Consider the following 19,929-nt stretch of genomic DNA (forward strand, 5'->3'; position numbering starts at 1 on the left):
GTTTTATTATTTAGCTGTTTAATGGTCATGTTTATAAGAGGGATTTCTACACGAATTTTTACGAATTAGCGAATTACACAAATTCTTATTCTACCTAACAATTCGTGTAATTCGGTTAAATTGTAAACAGCTCGCTAAGCATTCGTGTAAAAATTCTTCGAACTATCCCTATCGAGTTTTATTATTTAGCTCTGTAATGATGGATGGATAAGAGGAATTTCTACACGAATTTTTACGAATTAGCGAATTACGCAAATCTTTCATCCACATCGTAATTCGTGTAATTCGTTTAAATTGTAAACCGTAAGCTAAGCATTCGTGCAGAAATTTTAACAATCTTCTATCGCCTTCAATTCTTGTAATTCGGTTAAATTGTAATTACTACACTAATTATTCGCGACTAAAATTTAATTTAGCCCTACAACCACCTGTAACCCGTAACGTTTCATGAAAGCAGTTTTAAAAGGAATCTTCTTTATCGTGTTCCTGTTTTTTATCAATACAACCCTGGCGCAAACCATTAATCCGGCGTTAATGCATGGCCCCTGGAAAACATCATGGATTACAGCGGCCGATGAGCCATCCGGCGATTACGGCGTTTATTATTTCCGGAAAACCATAGTATTGGCAAGCAAACCTTCAGTATTTAATATCCACGTATCGGCAGATAACCGATATAAATTATACGTAAACCAAAAACTGGTATCCTTAGGTCCGGCGCGCAGCGATACGTATTACTGGAATTACGAAACCGTTGATCTGGCACCATACCTGTCGGCAGGAAAAAACATGATAGCTGCCCAGGTTTGGAACGATGGCGAATACCGCCCGGAAGCACAGATTTCCCTGCGCGCCGGTTTTATTATACAGGGAGATACCCCGGCTGAGGAAATTGTAAACACTGATAAAACCTGGAAAGGCACCCGCGATAAAGCTTTTAAACCGATAACCGGCATCGGCTGGCATCCCTATTATGTGGCAGGCCCGGGCGAACGGGTTGATTTTAATACTTCCATAAAAAACTGGGATAAGGCCGATCTTGATGACAGCGCCTGGAAAAATGCAGTCCGCATTGATGCAGGCAACCCTAAAGGTACAGTAAACGCTTTTGGGTGGATGCTGGTACCGACGCCTATTCCGGCTATGGAAATGAAATTACAGCGGATTGAAAAACTGCGCAAAGCTGAGGGCATAGTAGTTCCGGCTTCGTTCCCTGCTACGCAAACGGCGGTAACCATCCCGGCAAACACTACGGCAACTTTAATACTCGATCAGGGTTATTTAACTAATGCGTTCGTTACGCTCAATTTCAGCAAAGGCAAAAACGCGGGCATCGGCATCAGCTATACCGAATCATTATTTAAAACGTTGGCCGGGCCGCAGGGGCGTATTAAAGGGAACAGGAACGATGTGGATGGGAAAATATTTGTGGGAAGGAGGGATAGCATCATAGCCGACGGCGCAACCGACAATAGTTTCACCACTTTAACCTGGCGCACTTTCAGGTACATCGAACTAAAAATAACTACTCAAAGCGAGCCATTGGTTATTGATGACATTTACGGAACATTCACCGGTTACCCTTTTCAAATGAATGCGAAATTGGAAACGGGCAACCCCGAAGTACAGCAAATGCTGGATATAGGCTGGCGTACCGCCCGCCTTTGCGCCGTTGAAACTTATATGGATTGCCCGTACTACGAGCAGCTGCAATATGTAGGCGACACCCGGATCCAGGCGCTGGTTTCATTTTATAACAGCGGCGATGACCGGTTGGTACGCAACGCCATTAACCAGATGGATCACTCCCGCCTGGCCGAAGGGGTCACGTTGAGCCGTCACCCTTCATTCTCTCCGCAGGTTATCTCCACCTTTTCATTATGGTATATCGGCATGCTGCATGATTACTGGATGTACCGGCCCGACAGTCTTTTTATAAAAGATAAACTGGCAGGCGCACGCGATGTGCTCAACTTTTTTGCCAAATACCAACAAGCCGATGGCTCGCTGAAAAATACCCCATACTGGGCCTTTGTAGATTGGGTGAACGATAAAGGTTGGGATTTTGGCCAGGCCCCTAAAAGCGCTGACGGCACATCGGCTATTTTAGATTTGCAACTGATGTGGGCCTATCAGCAGGCCGCCCAAATGGAAGCTAAAATGGGGATGCCGGCATTTGCAGCCATGTACAAAGCCAAAGCCGCGCAACTGAAAGCAACCATCCAGCGTAAATACTGGGACGCGGGCCAAAAGCTTTATGCTGATACCGAAGAGAAACAACTGTTTTCGCAGCACACCAATTCGATAGCTGTACTGGCCGGTATGGTTAACGATGCAGGCGCACATAACCTTGCCCTCAAGCTTCAAAACGATACCTCGCTCACCAAATGTACCATCTACTTTAAATATTACCTGCACCAGGCCATGGTAAAAGGGGGGCTGGGCAATGATTACCTTAACTGGCTCAGCATCTGGCGCGATAATATTAAAATGGGTCTTACCACCTGGGCTGAGATTTCAGATCTTAATCATAACCGTTCTGATTGCCACGCCTGGGGAGCAAGCCCTAATATTGAATTGTACCGCACGGTTTTAGGAGTGGATACCTACGCGCCCGGCTTCAGCAAAATAAAGATCGAGCCCCATTTAGGAAATATTAAAAGTATTAGTGGGGAAGTTCCTCATCCCAACGGAAAAGTTTATGCGAAATACGCGCTGGTTAATGGTAAATGGAATGTGAGCGTTGATCTGCCCAAAAATACAACCGGCATTTTTGTATGGAAAGGGAAAACTTTTCAGCTTAAAACAGGTAATAATAATCTGGTGATTTGATGGTGAAACCATCACGTTATTTGATAAAATCCACGCATATTAACAACATTTTGACTTAATTGCATTGATTTTGCCACGCATAAGTAAAATACGGTTTAAAATTTGCCCCGGAAACAAAAGCAAGTCTAACTTTACCTTGTTGCGTTAAGGCAAATTGATTTTATCGCACGATTTAACAATTTGATATTATTAAAAATGTGATATTTATGCGCTGGTGAATAAAATGATTGTAACCGTTTACTAACCAGCTAAATAAATTACGCTAAATGAAAAATACGCCATCCCAGCTAAGAGTTCTTTCTATCGATATCGGTGGTTCGCACATTAAAGCCACTATCCTTAATAAAAAAGGCGAGTTGAAAATGGAATATGATAAAATCCCAACCCCGGCTCCCGCAACCCCTGATAACCTTATTAAGGCTATTAATACCCTGGTAAAGGAATTTCCATCGTACGATAAAGTTTCGGTTGGCTTTCCGGGCTATGTAAAGGATGGTGTTGTAAAAACCGCGCCCAACCTCGGTACCGATTACTGGGTTGATGTTGACCTGAGCAAAAAACTGGAAAAATCCTTAGGCAAACCAACCCAGGTTGTTAATGATGCCGATATGCAGGGCCTTGGCGTTGCTGCCGGTAAGGGGCTTGAAATGGTGATTACCTTAGGTACCGGTTTTGGCACTGCTTTGTTAATGAACGGTCATTTATTGCCTCACTTTGAGCTATCGCACCTGCCTGTAAAAGAGGGTATGGACTATGATGAGTACATAGGAGACAGGGCTTTAGAGAAAGAAGGCAAAGAGAAATGGAACAAACGCATGAAGAAGGTTTTCAAAATATTGAAAACTGTATTCAATTACGATACTTTATATATTGGCGGCGGCAATTCAGATAAGCTGGACTTTAAGCTGGATAAAAACATGAAAATTGTTACCAATGCCGATGGTATAAAAGGCGGCGCAAGGCTTTGGCTTGCCGATGAAGAAAGCAAGATCAAACGTAAAGTTGCTACCCCGACGAATAATTAGAACATTAAACATACAATACCTACAGATAATGGAAAACACAAAAGACATAGAAAAATTGGCAATCGATACCGTAAGGGTACTTGCTGCCGATGCCGTTCAAAAAGCAAACTCAGGCCACCCCGGCACAGCGATGGCTTTAGCGCCGATGGGGCACGTTTTGTGGACAAAGTTTTTAAACTACAACCCTAAAAACCCTGATTGGGCAAACCGCGACAGGTTTATCCTTTCGGCCGGTCACGCCTGTATTTTGCAATACAACTTTTTGTATTTAACCGGCTATGATCTTTCTTTGGATGATATCAAACAGTTCCGCCAGCTAAACAGCAAAACTGCCGGTCACCCGGAATATGGTTTGGCCCCGGGTGTTGAGGTAACAACCGGTCCGCTGGGGCAGGGTTTTGCCAACGCGGTAGGTTTCGCCATAGCGCAGAAACATTTGGCTGCACGTTATAACAAGCCTGGCTATGAGCTGTTCAACTACAATATTTACACCATTTGCAGCGACGGCGATTTGATGGAAGGTGTAACTTCCGAAGCAGCGTCGCTGGCCGGTCACCTGCAATTAGGTAACCTGATCTATTTATATGATGACAACCACATCTCTATTGAAGGCAGCACCGATATCGCCTTTAACGAAGATGTAAGCGCCCGTTTCCGCTCGTACGGCTGGCATGTACAGGATTTGACTGATGTGAACGATATCCACGCGTTAGAACTGGCCCTGATCAATGCCAAATCCGAAACGCAAAAACCATCGTTCATCCGTGTTCGTTCGCTGATCGCTTATGGCAGCCCTAATAAATCGGGCACTGCAGGCTCGCATGGCTCGCCGCTCGGTGCCGATGAAATTAAGCTGGTAAAAGAATTTTTCGGTTTCGACCCGGAAAAATCATTCAACGTACCGGATGAGGTGTTAGATTACTACCACAAAAAAGGAGCGCGCGGTGCAGCTGCCGAAGAAAAATGGAACAAGTTATTTGCCGAGTACAAAGCTAAATTTCCTGAATTAGCTGCCGAGTATGAAGCTGCAGCCAAAGGCGAGTTACCTGCCGGCTGGAAAGATAAACTGCCCGTTTTTAAAGCTTCCGACCCTAAAATGGCAACCCGCCAGGCATCTGGCAAGGTGCTGAACGCTATCGCCCCTGCGTTGCCAAACCTGATTGGTGGTGCTGCCGACTTAGCCCCATCAACAGAAACCAACTTAAAAGAATTTGATTCATTCACATCAGAAAACCGCGGCGGCCGTAACTTCCACTTTGGTATCCGTGAGCATGCTATGGGCTCGGCACTGAACGGTATGGCTTTGACCAAAGGGTTATTGCCTTTCGGTGCAACCTTCCTGATGTTCTCTGAATATATGCGCCCGCCAATCCGTTTGGCAGCCATCATGAAAATTAACCCGATCTTCGTTTATACGCACGATAGCATCGGCTTAGGGGAAGACGGTACAACCCACCAGCCTATAGAACAACTGGCCTCATTACGCTCTATCCCTAACTTAACCGTGATCCGCCCGGCAGACGCTAACGAAAGCGCACATGCATGGCGTGTAGCTATCGAGAAAAAAGGCGGCCCAACTGTATTGATCTTCACCCGCCAGGGCTTACCAATCCTTGATCAGGATAAATACGGCAAAGCCGAAAACCTGGAAAAAGGCGCTTATGTATTATCAGAAGGCAGCAAAGGTCCTGACCTGATCCTGATTGCTACGGGTTCGGAAGTAGCGTTGGTGATGCAGGCGCAGGAAAAACTGGAAGCGGAAGGTATCTCAACCCGTGTAGTAAGTATGCCATCATGGGAGCTTTTTGAAAAGCAGGACGAAGCTTACAAAGAATCAGTATTCCCTAAAGCAAGCAAAAAACGTTTGGCCGTAGAGATGGCATCGCCGATGGGCTGGCATAAATACACTACCGACGAAGGCGATATGTTAGGCATGACCACCTTCGGCGAATCTGCACCGGCAGAAGAGCTTTACAAACACTTCGGCTTTACGGTTGATAACGTTGTTAACAAAGCGAAAGCACTGTTATAGATTTGAGATATTAGATGTGAGATTTGAGAATGTAGCTGATGTTAAATTTTCTTATCTCACGTCTCAAATCTCATATCTCACATCTAAATAAAAATGAACTGGAACAGTAACCTGATCAATAACCTGGAGTGGGCCGATAAGATCATCAACATAGAAGGTAAACAAAGGGTGGCGGCCGAAATTGCCGCTAAAGTTAAGGATGGCGATATTATAGGTGTTGGCTCAGGTTCAACATCATACCTCGCTTTGGTAGCCATTGCCCAAAGGGTGAGGGACGAAAAGCTGAATGTAAAGGCAATCCCAACTTCGATAGAACTCTCGATGTTTTGCGCTAAGCTTGGTTTACCCGTTACATCGCTTTATGAGCATAAACCCGACTGGCTTTTTGACGGCGCCGACGAAGTGGATCCGGATAAAAGCCTGATTAAAGGGCGCGGCGGAGCCATGTTTAAAGAGAAGTTATTGATCAGTTCGAGCGCTGTAAGCTATATCATTGTTGATGAATCAAAAATGGTTAATAAATTAGGCGCGAAATTCCCGGTGCCTATCGAGGTTTTCCCGCAGGCTTTGCCTTATGTGGAAAAAGAATTGAAAAGCCTGGGAGCTACTGAGATTATGATAAGGCCCGCAAAAGGGAAAGACGGACCAATAATTTCAGAGAACGGAAACCTGGTGCTGGATTGTAAATTTGATGAGATAGGCAAGAGCTTTGAAAGGGATATCAAATCAATAACAGGTGTAATTGAAAGTGGCTTGTTTATAGGTTACGAACTTAATATAGTGATGGCAGCTAATTAAGTTCCAAGTCTTAAGTCTTAAGTCGAAAGTCTCAAGTCAGCAGGACGGAAACTTTCGACTTGGAACTTTCGACTTAATACTTAACACTAATGACTTAACCTTTACAATTAACCGGGCAGTTATCAGGAACTTTACATAACAGGTCGATTTGGTAGGTAATTTTATTACCTTCATCGCGCTAAAAAAATTAATTAAATCACACAATAACAAAACCCTATTATGGCAGCAAATAACGTAGCTCAGATACATGGTTTCGGTCAGAGCATCTGGCTTGACTTTATTGACCGCGAGATCATCTCTTCAGGAAAACTTAAACAATTAATTGATGTTGACGGCATTCGCGGCGTTACCTCAAACCCTGCAATTTTTGAAAAAGCTATCAGCAGCAGTTCTGATTATGATGCAGATATCGCGGCATTAAAATCTGAAACGGATAATGAGAAGTTATTTTTCGAAATAGCCATTAAAGATATCCAGGCAGCTGCCGACTTGTTTAAAGGCGTTTACGAAGAATCAAACAAAGTTGATGGATACGTAAGCCTTGAAGTATCGCCGTTTTTGGCTTTAGATACTGAAGGTACCGCTAAACAGGCTGAAGAGCTTTGGAAAAAAGTTGATCGTGAAAACGTGATGATCAAAATCCCCGGTACTAAACCAGGTTTGGCTGCTATCCAGCAATCAATAGCTAAAGGTATCAATATCAACGTTACCTTATTGTTTAGTTTGGAGCGTTACGAAGAGGTAACCGAAGCCTACATTGCCGGTTTGGAAGAGCATTTGGCAGCAGGCCACAAAATTGATCATATTTCATCAGTAGCCAGCTTCTTCCTGAGCCGTATCGACGTAGTTGTTGATCCTATTTTGGAAGCTAAGGGCGAAAAAGAATTGTATGGTGAAGTTGCTATCGCATCGGCAAAAAAGGCTTACGAAATTTACAAACGCGTATTCAGCAGCGAAAGATGGCAGAAACTGGCCGAGCAGGGCGCACAACCGCAGCGTTTGCTTTGGGCAAGTACAGGCAGCAAAAACCCTGCATTTAAAGATACCAAATATGTTGAGGCCCTGATCGGTCCGGACACCGTTGATACCGTGCCTTTGGAAACTGTTGATGCTTTCCGCGATCATGGTGTTGCCGCTAATACATTAGAAGCTGATTTAGATAAAGCAACCGAGATATTAGCAAAATTACCTTCCTTAGGTATCGACCTTGCCGCTGTTACCCAACAGTTGGAAGATGAAGGCATCGAGAAATTCAACAAGCCATTCGAAAAGCTATTGAACGCTATCGAAACACAGAAAAACAAGTAATAAGTTCTGAGTCGGAAGTTCAAAGTCTTAAGTTCTGAGTTGAAAGTCACTTTTTCTGACTTAGAATTTAAGACTATCGACTTAAGACTAAAAAAATAAACCTATGGAAGTTGCCGATTTAAAGATCCTTTTTTTTGACGTGGGCGGTATTTTGCTGTCGAACGGATGGGGACACGAAGCCCGCGAAGAAGCGGCAAAACGCTTTAACCTTGATTATGCCGAGGTAAACGCGCTCCACAATTTTATTTTTAATGTTTATGAGATCGGCAGCATTACCCTTGATGAATACCTGGATACGGTAATTTTTAACCATCCGAGGGATTTTGTACGCGAAGACTTTAAGGATTTTATCTACTCCACCTCGGTTGAATTGCCTATGCTGCAATTTTTAAAGGATTGGAAAAAAGACTGTGGGTTCCGTATCATATCAGTAAATAACGAAGGTAAAGAGTTGAACGATTACCGGGTACGCAAGTTTAAACTGCATGAGTGCTTTGACGCTTTTGTATCATCATGCGAGGTAAAGATGCGCAAGCCCGATCCGGGTATCTGGCAGCTGGCCATGGGCATAGCGCAGGCATCGCCGCAACAATGCGTTTATTTCGACGACCGAAAGATGTTTGTTGATACCGCGCAAAAACTGGGCATCCGCTCGTTCCAGCATACCAGCCTCGAAAGCACAAAACAAATTTTAGAAAATCTTAAAAACGAAAACCTCAATAGAAAATGAGCGCAACAGAAAATAAATACGCCTTTGGTATGATTGGCCTGGGTGTTATGGGTCGCAGTTTGTTGTTAAACATGGCCGATCACGGCTTCGCGGTTGCCGGGCACGATAAAGATACCGGTAAAGTAGATTCATTAAACCAGGAAGCCGGCGACAGGGCCGCTAAAGGCTTTGCCGATGTTAAGGAATTTATTCAAAGCTTAACTACGCCAAGGGCTATCATGATGCTGGTACCTGCCGGTAAAATTGTTGACGCTGTAATTGAGGAATTAACCCCATTGTTGGATAAAGGCGATATCCTGATAGACGGGGGTAACTCGCACTTTACCGATACCAACCGCCGTGTTGAGGAACTGGAAGCTAAAGGCTTACACTTTTTTGGTATGGGTGTATCAGGTGGCGAAGAAGGCGCGCGCCGTGGCCCAAGCATGATGCCGGGCGGCGATAAAGATGCCTACGCAGTAATGAAACCTATTTTTGAAGCTATAGCCGCAAAGGTTAACGGCGAACCTTGTGTTACCTACATTGGCCCTGGTGCTTCAGGCCACTTTGTTAAAATGGTACACAACGGTATTGAGTACGGTATTATGCAGGTAATTGCCGAAACTTACGAGATCCTGAAAAAAGGTTTGAAAGTAAGCAATGAAGAAATTGGCGGGCTATTCGCAAAATGGAACGAAGGCCGTTTGCAATCATTTTTGTTAGATATTACCAAAGATATTTTTAAATATAAAGCTCCTGGCACCGATCATTTATTGTTGGATGACATTAAAGACGAAGCTAAAGCTAAAGGTACCGGTAAATGGACCTCGCAGGTGGCTATGGACCTGGTAACCCCGATCCCAACCATCGATACATCGGTATCCATGCGCGACCTTTCTAAATACAAAACCCTGCGCGAAAAGGCTTCTTCTATTTATAACGAGCCTATTGAGCTTGAGGGCGATAAGGAAGAATTATTGGTTGCCTTGGAGCAGGCGTTTTACTTCACCAGCATCCTTACCTATGCGCAGGGCATGCACCTGTTAACCAAAGCATCCGAAGAGTTTAAATACGATCTGCACTTAGGCGAAATCGCAAAGATCTGGAGAGGCGGCTGTATCATCCGCTCAGAGTTTTTGAACGATATTTACAATGCTTACAGCAAAGATCAATCTTTGCCTCACTTGCTGCTTGACAGCGATATAGCAGCATTGGTTCAGGAAACCTTGCCAGGCATCCGTAAAGTATTATCTGCCACTATTGCTGCCGGTGTTGCTACCCCGGGTTATGCTTCGGCATTAAGCTATTTCGATGCTTTCCGCAGCGAAAGGATGCCATCAAATTTAACGCAGGCACAACGCGACTATTTTGGTGCGCATACTTATGAGCTTATAGGTAAAGAAGGCACCTTTCACACCCAATGGGCTCCTGCAAACGACTAATTAAAGCTATTAATTAAACAAAACAATGAGCACAAACGCTAAATCAGAGCCCACCATATTTATTGTTTTCGGCGGTACCGGCGATTTAAATGCACGCAAAATTGCACCGGCGTTATACAACCTGTACCTTGACGGTTGGATGCCTGAGAAATTTTCAATTATAGGTACCGGTCGTACCAAATTAACCGACGACCAGTTCAGGGAAAACCTGTACAGGGACATTAACCAGTTTTCGCGCAGCGGTAAAACCGACGACAAGCAATGGGCGGAGTTCATCAAAAACGTTTACTACCAGGTATCGGATGCCAACGATTTTGAAACTTACAAGGAGTTTGGCAAACGGATTGAAAAACACAATGCCGAGTGGAAAACCAAGGCAAACGTGTTATTTTACCTGGCCGTAGCGCCAAACTTCTTCCCCATCATCGCCTCGAATATCTCGAAAGCTAAACTGGCCGACGATAAAAAACGCGTAAGGATCATTATTGAAAAACCATTTGGTCATGACCTGGAAACTGCCAAAGAGCTGAACTCGTTATTAAAAAGCATTTTTGACGAGTGCCAGATTTACCGCATCGACCACTACCTTGGTAAAGAAACGGTGCAAAATATCATGGCTTTCCGCTTTGCCAACTCCATTATGGAGCCTTTGTGGAACCGTAACCATATTGAGCACGTACAGATTTCGGTTACCGAGCAGTTGGGTGTTGAAGAGCGTGGCGATTACTACGACGGCTCGGGCGCTATGCGGGATATGATCCAGAACCACCTGCTGCAATTGCTTTGCCACATTGCCATGGAGCCGCCTATAAGCTTCAGTGCCGATGAGGTTCGTGACCGTAAGGTTGATGTATTGAAAGCAATGCGCAAGTTCACCGCCGAAGATATCCGCACTTCAACGGTACGCGGCCAATACGGCAGCGGATGGATGAAAGGTAAAGAAGTGCCCGGTTACCGCGAAGAACCTAAGGTTAACAAAGAATCGAACACCGAAACTTTTGCGGCTATTAAATTCTTTATCGATAACTGGCGCTGGCAGGGTGTCCCTTTTTACCTGCGCACAGGCAAAAGGCTGCACCAGTCATCATCGGTAATTACCATTCAGTTTAAGGATGTTCCTCACCAGATTTTCCCGGCCGAGGCTACTGAAAGCTGGCAGCAAAACAGGCTAATCATCAGCATTCAGCCCGAAATGAGCATCCGCCTGCAGGTACAGGCCAAACGTCCTGGTCTTGATATGGTATTGAATGCTGTTGATATGGTGTTTGACTATAAAGGTACTTACACCAACCAGGCGCCTGAAGCTTACGAAACCCTGATTTTGGATACCATGATGGGCGATCAAACCCTGTTTATGCGTGGCGATCAGGTTGAAGCAGCATGGGAGCTGGTTATGCCGATCCTGAATGCATGGCAACATAAAAAGAGCCTTAATTTTCCTAACTACTCGGCCGATTCATGGGGCCCGGAAGCTGCAGAAGCTTTAATTGCCCGCGATGGCTTTAACTGGTTTACTTTACCTGTAAACGGTAAAAAATAAAACGAGAGATGAAACTGAATATCTATAACACCGAAGCCGAGGTTTTAACTGCCCTTGCCGACCACTTTGTAACGCTTGCTACACAGGCCATCAACAAAAACGGTAAGTTCACTGTAGCACTCTCCGGCGGCAGCTCGCCAAAAAAACTATACGAGTTGCTGGCGTCAACCACCTATGCCGACCAGGTAAACTGGGAAAAGGTGTTTTTCTTTTTTGGCGATGAACGTAACGTACCTCAGGATCATAAAGACAGTAACTACCTGATGGCTAAAAAGGCTTTGTTCCAGCCGTTGATGATCAGCCCGGCGCAGATTTTCCCTGTAGAAACATCATTTGGCCCGGCAGAAGCTGCCGCTAAATACTGGGAAGTAATTTCGGCGTTTTTTGACGATGGTGAAGTAAGTTTTGACCTGGTACTGTTAGGCCTTGGCGATAACTCGCACACCGCCTCGTTATTCCCTTATACCCCCGTACTGCACGACAGGACGCCTGGTGTAAAAGAAGTGTGGCTGGAAGACCAACAGGTGTGGCGCATTACATTAAATGCCCCATTAATTAACGATGCTGCCCAGATAGCATTTTTAGTATACGGCGCAGGCAAAGCCGAAGCGGTAAAACATATCCTGGAAGATGACGAGGATATTGAGCTATACCCGGCCCAACTGATCGATTCGATCTCGGGCGAAGTAGAATGGTTTTTAGATGAACCGGCTGCCGCCGCGTTGGAAAATAAAGAGTAATTAGTTTTTACTTTATAGTAAAGGGCCCGAGCGGATGCTTGGGCCTTTTTTTGTGCGCGTAAAAATCAAATCAGGCATAGCAAATAGGCGATATGCATAAAAGCAGAATCTCTCCCGGCGTATATAGTAATACTCCTTGCCACCCTGATCAACACCTGCATTATTGCCCGCATCGCGCTATTAAAGTATATTTGTATATGCTCAACCCTCTCTTCGCTTATATAGAAGCACGGTCTCATACGCCGCTGTCTGACGAAGACAAATCCGTTTTGAGGGAAGCTTTGGTTTACAGGCGTTATAAGAAAAAGCAATTTTTGTTGCAGGAGGGCGACATCTGTAAAAGCCTCAGTTTTATTTTAAAAGGCGCTACCCGCCAATATTGGGTTGATGATAAGGGCAACGAGCATATCCTCACATTAAGCATTGAAAACTGGTGGGTGGGCGACCGCGAAAGCTACTTTAAAGATACGCCATCCGCGTATAACATTGATGCCTGGGAAGAAACAGAAGTACTGATGCTCCCTAAAACTTACCTTGAACGGGTGAGCGCCATCCCGGCTTTTAGGGAAATGAGAATGCACATCGATCAAAATTATTCCATAGCGGCGCAAAAAAGAGTTTTGGGTTCCATCAGCCACAGTGCCGAGAAACGTTTTGAAGAACTGCTCAAATCATATCCCGAATTTATGCAGCGTTTTCCGCAACATATCATAGCCTCTTACCTGGGGATTACCAAAGAAACGCTGAGCCGTATCAAAAGCCAGTTGGTTAAGAAGTAAAGCGTTTTTATGTTGATCTATATCAACATAATTTGATATCAAACCTCATCGTCCTGACGGCCATTTTCAACTGATCTTTGTATTGTAATTAGTTATAGCAAACACCGATAATGAAGAAACCATCGATGTAAATGCCGGACTAACTGCTTAAATAATCAAATTTCAAATAAAAATGGAAACTAACGCTAAACTTTTAGAAGACAGCCTGCTGGTGATCTGGAACAACCGCGATGCCGGGCAAAGGCTTACAGCAATGGCAGCTATATATGCCGATGATATTATATTTTATGAATCTAATGAGGGCCCGGCTATTCAGGGCAATGCGGCTATTAACGATGTGATTGCCGGGTTGCAATCACAATGGCCTGTTGAATTTAAATTTGAGCTTACCGCCGCGGCAAAGGTAAATCACCAGGTGCAACATATCGAATGGCAGCTTGGTATCCCCGGCGAAAGCCCGGTAGCAACAGGAATGGACATCGCGATAATTGATAACGGCAAGATCAAATCTTTACACCTGCTGCTCGATGTACCGGAGAAATAAGATCAACACGAATTAAAAAGCCTGATAGGACCGGGGAGAATAAACTGCAGAACATATCATTCTCCCCGATCCTGTTTTAAATCGCATAACCGGCGGTGAGACTATGATCCCCAAACGCGCTCCTCCGGTTTTATGATTATATCCTTAGATGAATTTATCAGTTCATCTTTTTAAAATCTTTTACAGTTTTTCCGTCATACCGATAAACGCCATCCATTGCGCCAAACCAGATATTTCCCTTATCATCTTCTAAAATCCCGAAAATCATTGGTTTATTGGCTATTTCGGTTACGGTTGGCTTTTTATCATTTAGCGTATTTCCATCATACCTGGATAGCGCCCATGCCGGGGTCTTAACACCGTAACCAGAAAGCGCCATATTAGGATTATCAGCACTCTCGGAACTTGTCCAGATATTGCCCTTCCTGTCTTCATAAACAAAACCAACAAATTTCCTGGTAAAATTGGTAAATGTATGGCCGTCATAACGCTGAAGGCCATTGTGTCCTCCCAGCCAGATATTGCCCTTTTTATCTTTAATCATCGAGCGTACATTGGCAAGGGGCTTGCCCTCACTGTTAGTTACAGTTACCAATGTTTTCCCATCATACATACGGGTATAGCCCCTGGTGGCAAACCAAAATCTACCGTTTTTATCTTCAATAATGGCATTTACATCATTATGCATCCAGCTATTTTCCGGAATTGGATGATCGTAAGCTGAAATATGCATAGAGTCGGACTTGGCGACAGGGGTGGCCCCGGTCATTTTCAAATTTTTAAAGGATTTCCCATCGTAACGGGTTGCACCACCTTCAGTACCAAACCAAATGTTACCGGCTTTATCTTCATAAATGCACGTAACCCGGTCACTGGCAAGCCCATCCCGGGTTGTAAAGTTTCGGAAAGATTTTCCATCGTAATGGTAAACTCCCGAACCTACAGATGTAAACCACAGGTTGCCTTTCCTGTCTTCTAAAACAGCAAAGAAGCGTGCCTGGCTTATATGATGAGTAACATTGGTAAACGATCTGCCATCGTACCGGAACATGCCATCAAACGCGGCCATCCAGATATTCCCTTTTCTATCCTGTATAACGTTCCGGGTAATGCGTTTAGGCCCTGCCATTGAGATTGCGCCAGCGGTATCATTTTGTTGAGCCCGGGCTGGTAAATAAATTAGTCCGGCCAGCAGGATAACGAGGCAGAACAACACGTTTTTCTTATTTTTCATATCATATCAAAGTTTGTGTGGCGAAATTACTTTGATAATTTTCGGCCCTGGAAATCAGGATTGTAAATTAAAATGTAACCTTTGTAAATAAAACGTAAACATGATGCGTAATAGCCAAAATCTTATTGCGGGGAAACGCAAATACCTCGCCGGATCGATATTACTCCTGTTGATCTCCGTTACCTGCGTAGCTTTCAGCATGGCCGCCACTGACGATTTTGATATCGCCCGAAGAGAGGTTTTGCTCCGTAAGATTGGTGATGAAACGCTGTTACAATCAGGCGATAGTACATCGAGGGTGCTGCCGGTAAAGAAGATCGCGGAGAATGAATACCAGATCAGGTTTGAAAACAACCTTACCTTCCAGCCCGACTCATTGGTGAATACTACCGAGCGCCTTTTATCCAATAATCCGCTAACACGTGATTATGTTGTTAACGTATTGAATTGTGATAATACAGGTGTAGCCTATGGCTACGCCATATCAGGAAATAAAAAAGATGATATTGTAGCCTGTAAAGGCCGGAAACAACCCCGGGCCTGTTACATGATCAATATTAAGTTTAAACCTGCAGGAATCAACACCCTGAAGAACGGATATCTTTTAGGCAGCCTGCCATTTTTGGCATTTATAGGGTTTATTATTTTCAGGTCGGGCAAGCAACAGCAATCCTCTCCTGTTGATCAGCTTACCGATGCCCTCGCTATCGGCACAGCTTTATTTAAAGTGCGGGAACGGGAACTGGTGATAGATCATAACCCAATAAACCTGACAGGGACTGAAACGCGCCTGCTGCTCATTTTTGCTCAATCTCCCAACCAAACTATAGAAAGAAGCCGTTTGCAGAAAGAGATTTGGGAGGATGAAGGGGTTATTGTGGGGCGCAGCCTGGATATGTTTATATCAAAACTCAGGAAAAAGCTGGAGCCTGCCCCGAATATTAACATCGTGGTTATCCGTGGAAAGGGATATAAGCTGGAGGTTAATTCCTGAGGTTAAAATCGTAAGGTACGAAGCAATCCACAACCATAACGGGCGGGTTTATATTGCCCCCTCTGCAAATTGGAGATTGCTTCGTACCTCAATAGCGTGATAAAATATATTTTTATAAGCCCGCATCAAACTCCACTATCCATTCAATACCATATTTATCCCTGAACATACCAGCGTAGGTACCCCAGGGGCTATCGCCAATAGGCCCTTCAACCTCTCCGCCTGCCGACAGGCCGTTAAATATATGTTCGGCTTCTTCACGGCTTTCGGCGTTTACATATATTTTCGACCGGTTTTCGTTTTCGTTTACCTGGCCCATAAAAGCGGGCACATCGTTAGCTATTAACTTATTATGCTTGCCGATTGGTAAAGCGATATGCATTATCTTGTTCTCTTCACTTTCGGCTACCTGAAATTCGGGGCCTGCCAAGTCTTTAAAACGGATAATCTTGCTGAACTCGCCGCCAAAAACTGATTGGTAAAAAGTGAATGCTTCTTCGGCATTGCCATTGAAGTTGATCCAGGGATTGATTGTTTTCATGATTGTTATTTTTAGTTGATTTTGTTTCGGTTAGTTTTGTTTTGAAGCGGCCAGCAACTCGTCGAGGTTTTTCAGCGTCATTGTAAATCCAATCCGGAAGCCCTCCATTAAGCCTTCCATCCGCTCCAGCGATTCATTATAAACGGTGATATACACCTTGGTTATCCCATTTTCTTCGCTGAAGTTATAATCCCATTCCGAACCAACCGGATCCGGGTTTTCATCCTTATCGGCAAATGAATTATAGAGCTTAAAATTGGTTTTAGGGGTAATGGAAGTATATTTTTGAAGCACCCAGCGCTCCTGCCCGTCCGGGTTGATCATGGCATAAAACCTTTTACCGCCAACTGTAAAATCCATGTATTTGGTTTTGCTGCGCATAGGGGCGGGGGCGGCCCATTGGTCAAGGATTTCGGCTTTGGTAAAGGCATCCCACACCAAATCAAGCCCGGCATCAAACTCGCGGGTGATGTATACCAATTTGGCGGCTTTGTCAACATTAAAATCAAATAGCAAATCCTCTTTCATTATTTCTTTTCTTTAAGTGTTGATAGTACTTTATCCAACTGGTTAAACCGGGTTTTCCAGCTTTCCCTGAACTGGGCCAGCCAGTTGTCAAATTCCTGCATCTTTTTGGCGTTAAAATGATAATAAATTTCCCTGCCCGATGGTTCGGGCCTGATCAGATCACACTCGTACAATACTTTAATATGCTTGGATACGGCCTGGCGGCTCATGTCAAACTTTTCGGCCATGGCATTGGGTGTTAATGCCTGTACAGCTATTAAAGTTAAAATGGCGCGGCGGGTAGGATCGGCTATGGCCTGGAATATATCTGGCTTCATCTCAAATATGCAACTTATTAGTTGCTAATATAAATGCAACTTTTGAGTTGCGCAAATTTATTTGATAATATTTTTAAACGATATGATACCATGTTTTGTTATAGGTGTATTTAGTTTGATTAAAAATTATAAAGCGTTGATTTTTAACAGTTAATGGATATATTCTGTACTAATAAAAAAAATGTTTTATTTATACTATATTTAACATTGCAGGCATAAAATTGCTTATCCGTTTATGATAGAAGATAAATACTGCGTTGCTGTACTGAACGCGGCTCCTATGCCAACCATTGTGTTAAAAGCGGATCACCCAACCTATACCATTGTTTTTGCAAACCAGGCTTACCTTGAACTTGCAGGTTTAAGCAGCAGGCAACTGGTTAACAAAAGCTTTGTAAGCCTTTTTGAGCGCCTGTATCATACCGGCTACGAAATACTCACCACGCTACATCAGGTATTGCTTGATAAGGTAACCCAGAAGCAAACCACCATCAGGTACGAACTTTCGGCCCCGCAAAACAAAAGTAATGAGATCAAATACCTCGATATCATCAACACGCCCTTGTTGGGTGCCGACGGCGGGGTGGAACTCATTATCCGCACCATTAATGATGTTACAAACCTTGTGCTTACCCAACAGAAGGAAAAGGCTGTTTATGCCGATCTTGTAAAGCAGGAAAAGCTTTTGAGCGAATCACAGCGGATAGCCAGCATTGGCACCTGGGAAATTGACATCACAACAGAAACCATCACATGGTCGGCCGTGCTGAAGGAGATTTATGAAGTACCTGCAGACTATCAGCCAACATTAGAGCGGTCGCTTGCCTTTTATTCAAGCGATAAGTACCGGGAAATAATTAAGAACGCCATAAACCAGGCCATAGAAAACAATAAGGTGTTTGATGTTGACCTGGAGATTATTACTGCCGACGGCAATAAGCGCTGGCTCCGCAGCACAGGCAAAGCCGAAGTAGCGGAGGGCAAATGCTTAAGGCTGTATGGCGTTTCGCAGGATATTACCAACTCCAAAAACGCTGAAAAGGCGCTGACAGAATCACGTAACCAATACCAGGCGCTCATCGAATCGGTAGATGGCATTGTATGGGAGGCTAATGCCGAAACATTTGAGTTTACCTACATCAGCAATAAAATTTATGATTTGCTGGGCTATACGCCCGAGCAGTGGTTAGGCGACCCGGATTTCTGGGCTAATCATATTCACCCTGAAGACCGCGAATGGGCTGTAGCCTTTTGCCAGAAGCAAACAAAAAAAAGCGCCGACCATGTGTTTGACTACCGGATGACCAGGGCCGATGGCAGCATTGTTTGGATTAAAGATTTTGTTTCGGTAATTGAGGAAGCCGGCAAAGCTAAGTTACTGCGGGGTGTGATGATTGATTTTACAGAATTTAAACTGCTCGCGAGCCTTGATAACCTCGAAAAAAACGTTCTGGAACTGATCACCAATAAAGAGGAAGCCCTGCCCCAGGTACTCAATACTTACTTGAGGGGCATTGAAAGCCTGCTGCCTAATATGAAATGCTCTGTTTTACAGGTAAGTAATAACAGGCTTTTAACGCTGGCCGCGCCGTCACTGCCGCCCGGTTTTATCCAAACTATAAACAACCAGCTTGTTGGTGAGGGAAAAGGATCATGCGGAACGGCGGCTTACCGGAAAGAAAAGGTGATCTCGGCCGATATCTCGACCGACCCTTTATGGGAAAAATTCAGGGAGCATGCTTTAAAAAATAATCTTCGTTCATGCTGGTCGTACCCTATCATTAACAGCAACAACCAGGTAATTGCCGTATTTGCCATGTATTATAACGAAGTAAAGCAATCCGGCCCGATGGAAGTATTGGTGATAGAGCGCTCGGCGGCTATTTTGAAGGTGATATTGGAAAACCGGGAACGCGCCGATGCTGTAGAAGAAGCTACGTTGTTGAATGTCCAGGGACAGGAACTGGCCAACTTTGGCAACTGGCAGTGGGATATTAAAAATAACGTGGTTAAATGGTCGGATGTGTTGTATAACATTTATGGAGTAGATAAAAAAGATCATACAGCCACCTACGAGGGCTACCTGGAAAGGCTGCACCCGGACGACCGGGAACCCGTACAAAATATTATACTTAACGCCCTGCGTACACATCAGGACACTGTTTTTGAAGAACGCATTATCCGGCCGGATGGCGAAATACGTTACCTTAAATCGTGGGGCAGGGTATTTTGCAATGCCGATGGTGAACCCGAAAAGATGATCGGTTCGTGCCTGGATATCACCGCGGCCAAAAACTCCGAATCAAAACTATGGGACATTGCATGGATGCAATCGCACCTGGTTAGGGCGCCGCTGGTACGCCTCATAGGCCTGGTAGATTTATTGAAAGACGAGCGCATGAACAGCGGCGCCGAAACCGAACTGCTGGACTTCATCATGACCACAGCACGCGAGCTTGACGAGGTTGTTAAGCAGATTTCGGATAAAACGGTGAATAAAATATAAGGGGGGCTACTATGTGTTATGCCGGTAGTATTGCCGCTTATGGTATAGTAAAATGTTACC

The 19,929-nt window shown here is 44.4% G+C and carries 17 protein-coding genes; 13 read left to right on the forward strand and 4 right to left on the reverse strand.

Annotated features, from left to right (window positions below; genetic code table 11):
• Positions 1-447: 447 nt before the first annotated feature.
• The 11 genes from LX99_RS21530 (at position 448) to LX99_RS21580 (ending at position 13,749) form a co-directional block, all read left to right on the forward strand.
• Positions 448-2,832, forward strand: a complete 2,385-nt coding sequence (locus LX99_RS21530; RefSeq protein WP_109609706.1) for an alpha-L-rhamnosidase-related protein — start codon at positions 448-450, stop codon at positions 2,830-2,832.
• 266 nt (positions 2,833-3,098) lie between these two features.
• Positions 3,099-3,857 (forward strand): ROK family protein, encoded by a 759-nt coding sequence (locus tag LX99_RS21535; protein WP_109609707.1) that lies wholly within the window; start codon positions 3,099-3,101, stop codon positions 3,855-3,857.
• 28 nt (positions 3,858-3,885) lie between these two features.
• Entirely contained in the window at positions 3,886-5,889 is a 2,004-nt protein-coding gene (tkt, locus tag LX99_RS21540) for a transketolase (RefSeq protein ID WP_170122763.1), read from the forward strand.
• Between the two features lie 93 nt (positions 5,890-5,982).
• Positions 5,983-6,687 (forward strand): ribose 5-phosphate isomerase A, encoded by a 705-nt coding sequence (gene rpiA, locus LX99_RS21545; protein WP_109609708.1) that lies wholly within the window; start codon positions 5,983-5,985, stop codon positions 6,685-6,687.
• A gap of 219 nt (positions 6,688-6,906) precedes the next feature.
• The gene (gene tal / locus LX99_RS21550; protein WP_109609709.1) at positions 6,907-7,995 is read left to right on the forward strand and encodes a transaldolase; all 1,089 of its coding nucleotides are present in this window, start codon (positions 6,907-6,909) and stop codon (positions 7,993-7,995) included.
• Positions 7,996-8,098: 103 nt separating this feature from the next.
• Positions 8,099-8,725 carry an HAD family hydrolase gene (locus LX99_RS21555; protein WP_022830394.1) on the forward strand — a complete coding sequence of 209 codons (627 nt, stop codon included), beginning with the start codon at positions 8,099-8,101 and terminating at the stop codon, positions 8,723-8,725.
• Complete coding sequence (gene gndA / locus LX99_RS21560) at positions 8,722-10,146, forward strand: NADP-dependent phosphogluconate dehydrogenase (protein ID WP_109609710.1); 1,425 nt, start codon at positions 8,722-8,724, stop codon at positions 10,144-10,146. The genes LX99_RS21555 and gndA overlap by 4 nt, the downstream gene beginning before the upstream one ends.
• Positions 10,147-10,171: 25 nt before the next feature.
• Positions 10,172-11,686: a glucose-6-phosphate dehydrogenase gene (gene zwf, locus LX99_RS21565; RefSeq protein ID WP_109609711.1), complete on the forward strand. Its 1,515-nt coding sequence runs from the start codon at positions 10,172-10,174 to the stop codon at positions 11,684-11,686.
• Positions 11,687-11,694: 8 nt separating this feature from the next.
• A complete protein-coding gene (gene pgl, locus LX99_RS21570; protein ID WP_109609712.1) occupies positions 11,695-12,426 on the forward strand; it encodes a 6-phosphogluconolactonase in 732 nt (243 codons plus the stop codon).
• A gap of 197 nt (positions 12,427-12,623) precedes the next feature.
• On the forward strand, positions 12,624-13,205 hold the full coding sequence (locus LX99_RS21575) for a Crp/Fnr family transcriptional regulator (RefSeq protein ID WP_109609713.1): 582 nt from the start codon (positions 12,624-12,626) through the stop codon (positions 13,203-13,205).
• Between the two features lie 172 nt (positions 13,206-13,377).
• On the forward strand, positions 13,378-13,749 hold the full coding sequence (locus LX99_RS21580; protein WP_109609714.1) for a nuclear transport factor 2 family protein: 372 nt from the start codon (positions 13,378-13,380) through the stop codon (positions 13,747-13,749).
• Positions 13,750-13,906: 157 nt separating this feature from the next.
• Here LX99_RS21580 and LX99_RS21585 read toward each other — a convergent pair whose 3' ends face one another.
• On the reverse strand, positions 13,907-14,983 hold the full coding sequence (locus tag LX99_RS21585; protein ID WP_109609715.1) for a ligand-binding sensor domain-containing protein: 1,077 nt from the start codon (positions 14,981-14,983) through the stop codon (positions 13,907-13,909).
• A 100-nt stretch (positions 14,984-15,083) separates the two neighbouring features.
• Here LX99_RS21585 and LX99_RS21590 point away from each other — a divergent pair, with 100 nt between their 5' ends.
• Positions 15,084-15,977 carry a winged helix-turn-helix domain-containing protein gene (locus tag LX99_RS21590; RefSeq protein ID WP_245927985.1) on the forward strand — a complete coding sequence of 298 codons (894 nt, stop codon included), beginning with the start codon at positions 15,084-15,086 and terminating at the stop codon, positions 15,975-15,977.
• Positions 15,978-16,089: 112 nt separating this feature from the next.
• Here LX99_RS21590 and LX99_RS21595 read toward each other — a convergent pair whose 3' ends face one another.
• From LX99_RS21595 to LX99_RS21605, 3 genes are read right to left on the reverse strand one after another with little or no spacing between them, the layout of a single operon-like run.
• On the reverse strand, positions 16,090-16,518 hold the full coding sequence (locus LX99_RS21595; protein WP_109609716.1) for a VOC family protein: 429 nt from the start codon (positions 16,516-16,518) through the stop codon (positions 16,090-16,092).
• Positions 16,519-16,548: 30 nt separating this feature from the next.
• Positions 16,549-17,046: an SRPBCC family protein gene (locus LX99_RS21600; protein WP_109609717.1), complete on the reverse strand. Its 498-nt coding sequence runs from the start codon at positions 17,044-17,046 to the stop codon at positions 16,549-16,551.
• Positions 17,046-17,363, reverse strand: coding sequence for an ArsR/SmtB family transcription factor (locus tag LX99_RS21605; RefSeq protein ID WP_022831852.1), 318 nt, complete (start codon positions 17,361-17,363; stop codon positions 17,046-17,048). Before LX99_RS21605 ends, LX99_RS21600 begins: the two co-directional genes overlap by 1 nt.
• 235 nt (positions 17,364-17,598) lie before the next feature.
• Here LX99_RS21605 and LX99_RS21610 point away from each other — a divergent pair, with 235 nt between their 5' ends.
• A complete protein-coding gene (locus LX99_RS21610; protein WP_109609718.1) occupies positions 17,599-19,869 on the forward strand; it encodes a PAS domain-containing protein in 2,271 nt (756 codons plus the stop codon).
• Positions 19,870-19,929: the final 60 nt, after the last annotated feature.

The sequence above is a fragment of the Mucilaginibacter oryzae genome (assembly GCF_003148845.1).
Classification (GTDB): Bacteria; Bacteroidota; Bacteroidia; order Sphingobacteriales; family Sphingobacteriaceae; genus Mucilaginibacter; species Mucilaginibacter oryzae.

Excerpts from the sequence above, each read along its gene's own strand:
- LX99_RS21530 (WP_109609706.1), top strand. The coding sequence starts at position 448 with ATGAAAGCAGTTTTAAAAGGAATCTTCTTTATCGTGTTCCTGTTTTTT.
- LX99_RS21535 (WP_109609707.1), top strand. The coding sequence starts at position 3,099 with ATGAAAAATACGCCATCCCAGCTAAGAGTTCTTTCTATCGATATCGGT.
- tkt (WP_170122763.1), top strand. The coding sequence starts at position 3,886 with ATGGAAAACACAAAAGACATAGAAAAATTGGCAATCGATACCGTAAGG.
- rpiA (WP_109609708.1), top strand. The coding sequence starts at position 5,983 with ATGAACTGGAACAGTAACCTGATCAATAACCTGGAGTGGGCCGATAAG.
- tal (WP_109609709.1), top strand. The coding sequence starts at position 6,907 with ATGGCAGCAAATAACGTAGCTCAGATACATGGTTTCGGTCAGAGCATC.
- LX99_RS21555 (WP_022830394.1), top strand. The coding sequence starts at position 8,099 with ATGGAAGTTGCCGATTTAAAGATCCTTTTTTTTGACGTGGGCGGTATT.
- gndA (WP_109609710.1), top strand. The coding sequence starts at position 8,722 with ATGAGCGCAACAGAAAATAAATACGCCTTTGGTATGATTGGCCTGGGT.
- zwf (WP_109609711.1), top strand. The coding sequence starts at position 10,172 with ATGAGCACAAACGCTAAATCAGAGCCCACCATATTTATTGTTTTCGGC.
- pgl (WP_109609712.1), top strand. The coding sequence starts at position 11,695 with ATGAAACTGAATATCTATAACACCGAAGCCGAGGTTTTAACTGCCCTT.
- LX99_RS21575 (WP_109609713.1), top strand. The coding sequence starts at position 12,624 with ATGCTCAACCCTCTCTTCGCTTATATAGAAGCACGGTCTCATACGCCG.
- LX99_RS21580 (WP_109609714.1), top strand. The coding sequence starts at position 13,378 with ATGGAAACTAACGCTAAACTTTTAGAAGACAGCCTGCTGGTGATCTGG.
- LX99_RS21585 (WP_109609715.1), bottom strand. The coding sequence starts at position 14,983 with ATGAAAAATAAGAAAAACGTGTTGTTCTGCCTCGTTATCCTGCTGGCC.
- LX99_RS21590 (WP_245927985.1), top strand. The coding sequence starts at position 15,084 with ATGATGCGTAATAGCCAAAATCTTATTGCGGGGAAACGCAAATACCTC.
- LX99_RS21595 (WP_109609716.1), bottom strand. The coding sequence starts at position 16,518 with ATGAAAACAATCAATCCCTGGATCAACTTCAATGGCAATGCCGAAGAA.
- LX99_RS21600 (WP_109609717.1), bottom strand. The coding sequence starts at position 17,046 with ATGAAAGAGGATTTGCTATTTGATTTTAATGTTGACAAAGCCGCCAAA.
- LX99_RS21605 (WP_022831852.1), bottom strand. The coding sequence starts at position 17,363 with ATGAAGCCAGATATATTCCAGGCCATAGCCGATCCTACCCGCCGCGCC.
- LX99_RS21610 (WP_109609718.1), top strand. The coding sequence starts at position 17,599 with ATGATAGAAGATAAATACTGCGTTGCTGTACTGAACGCGGCTCCTATG.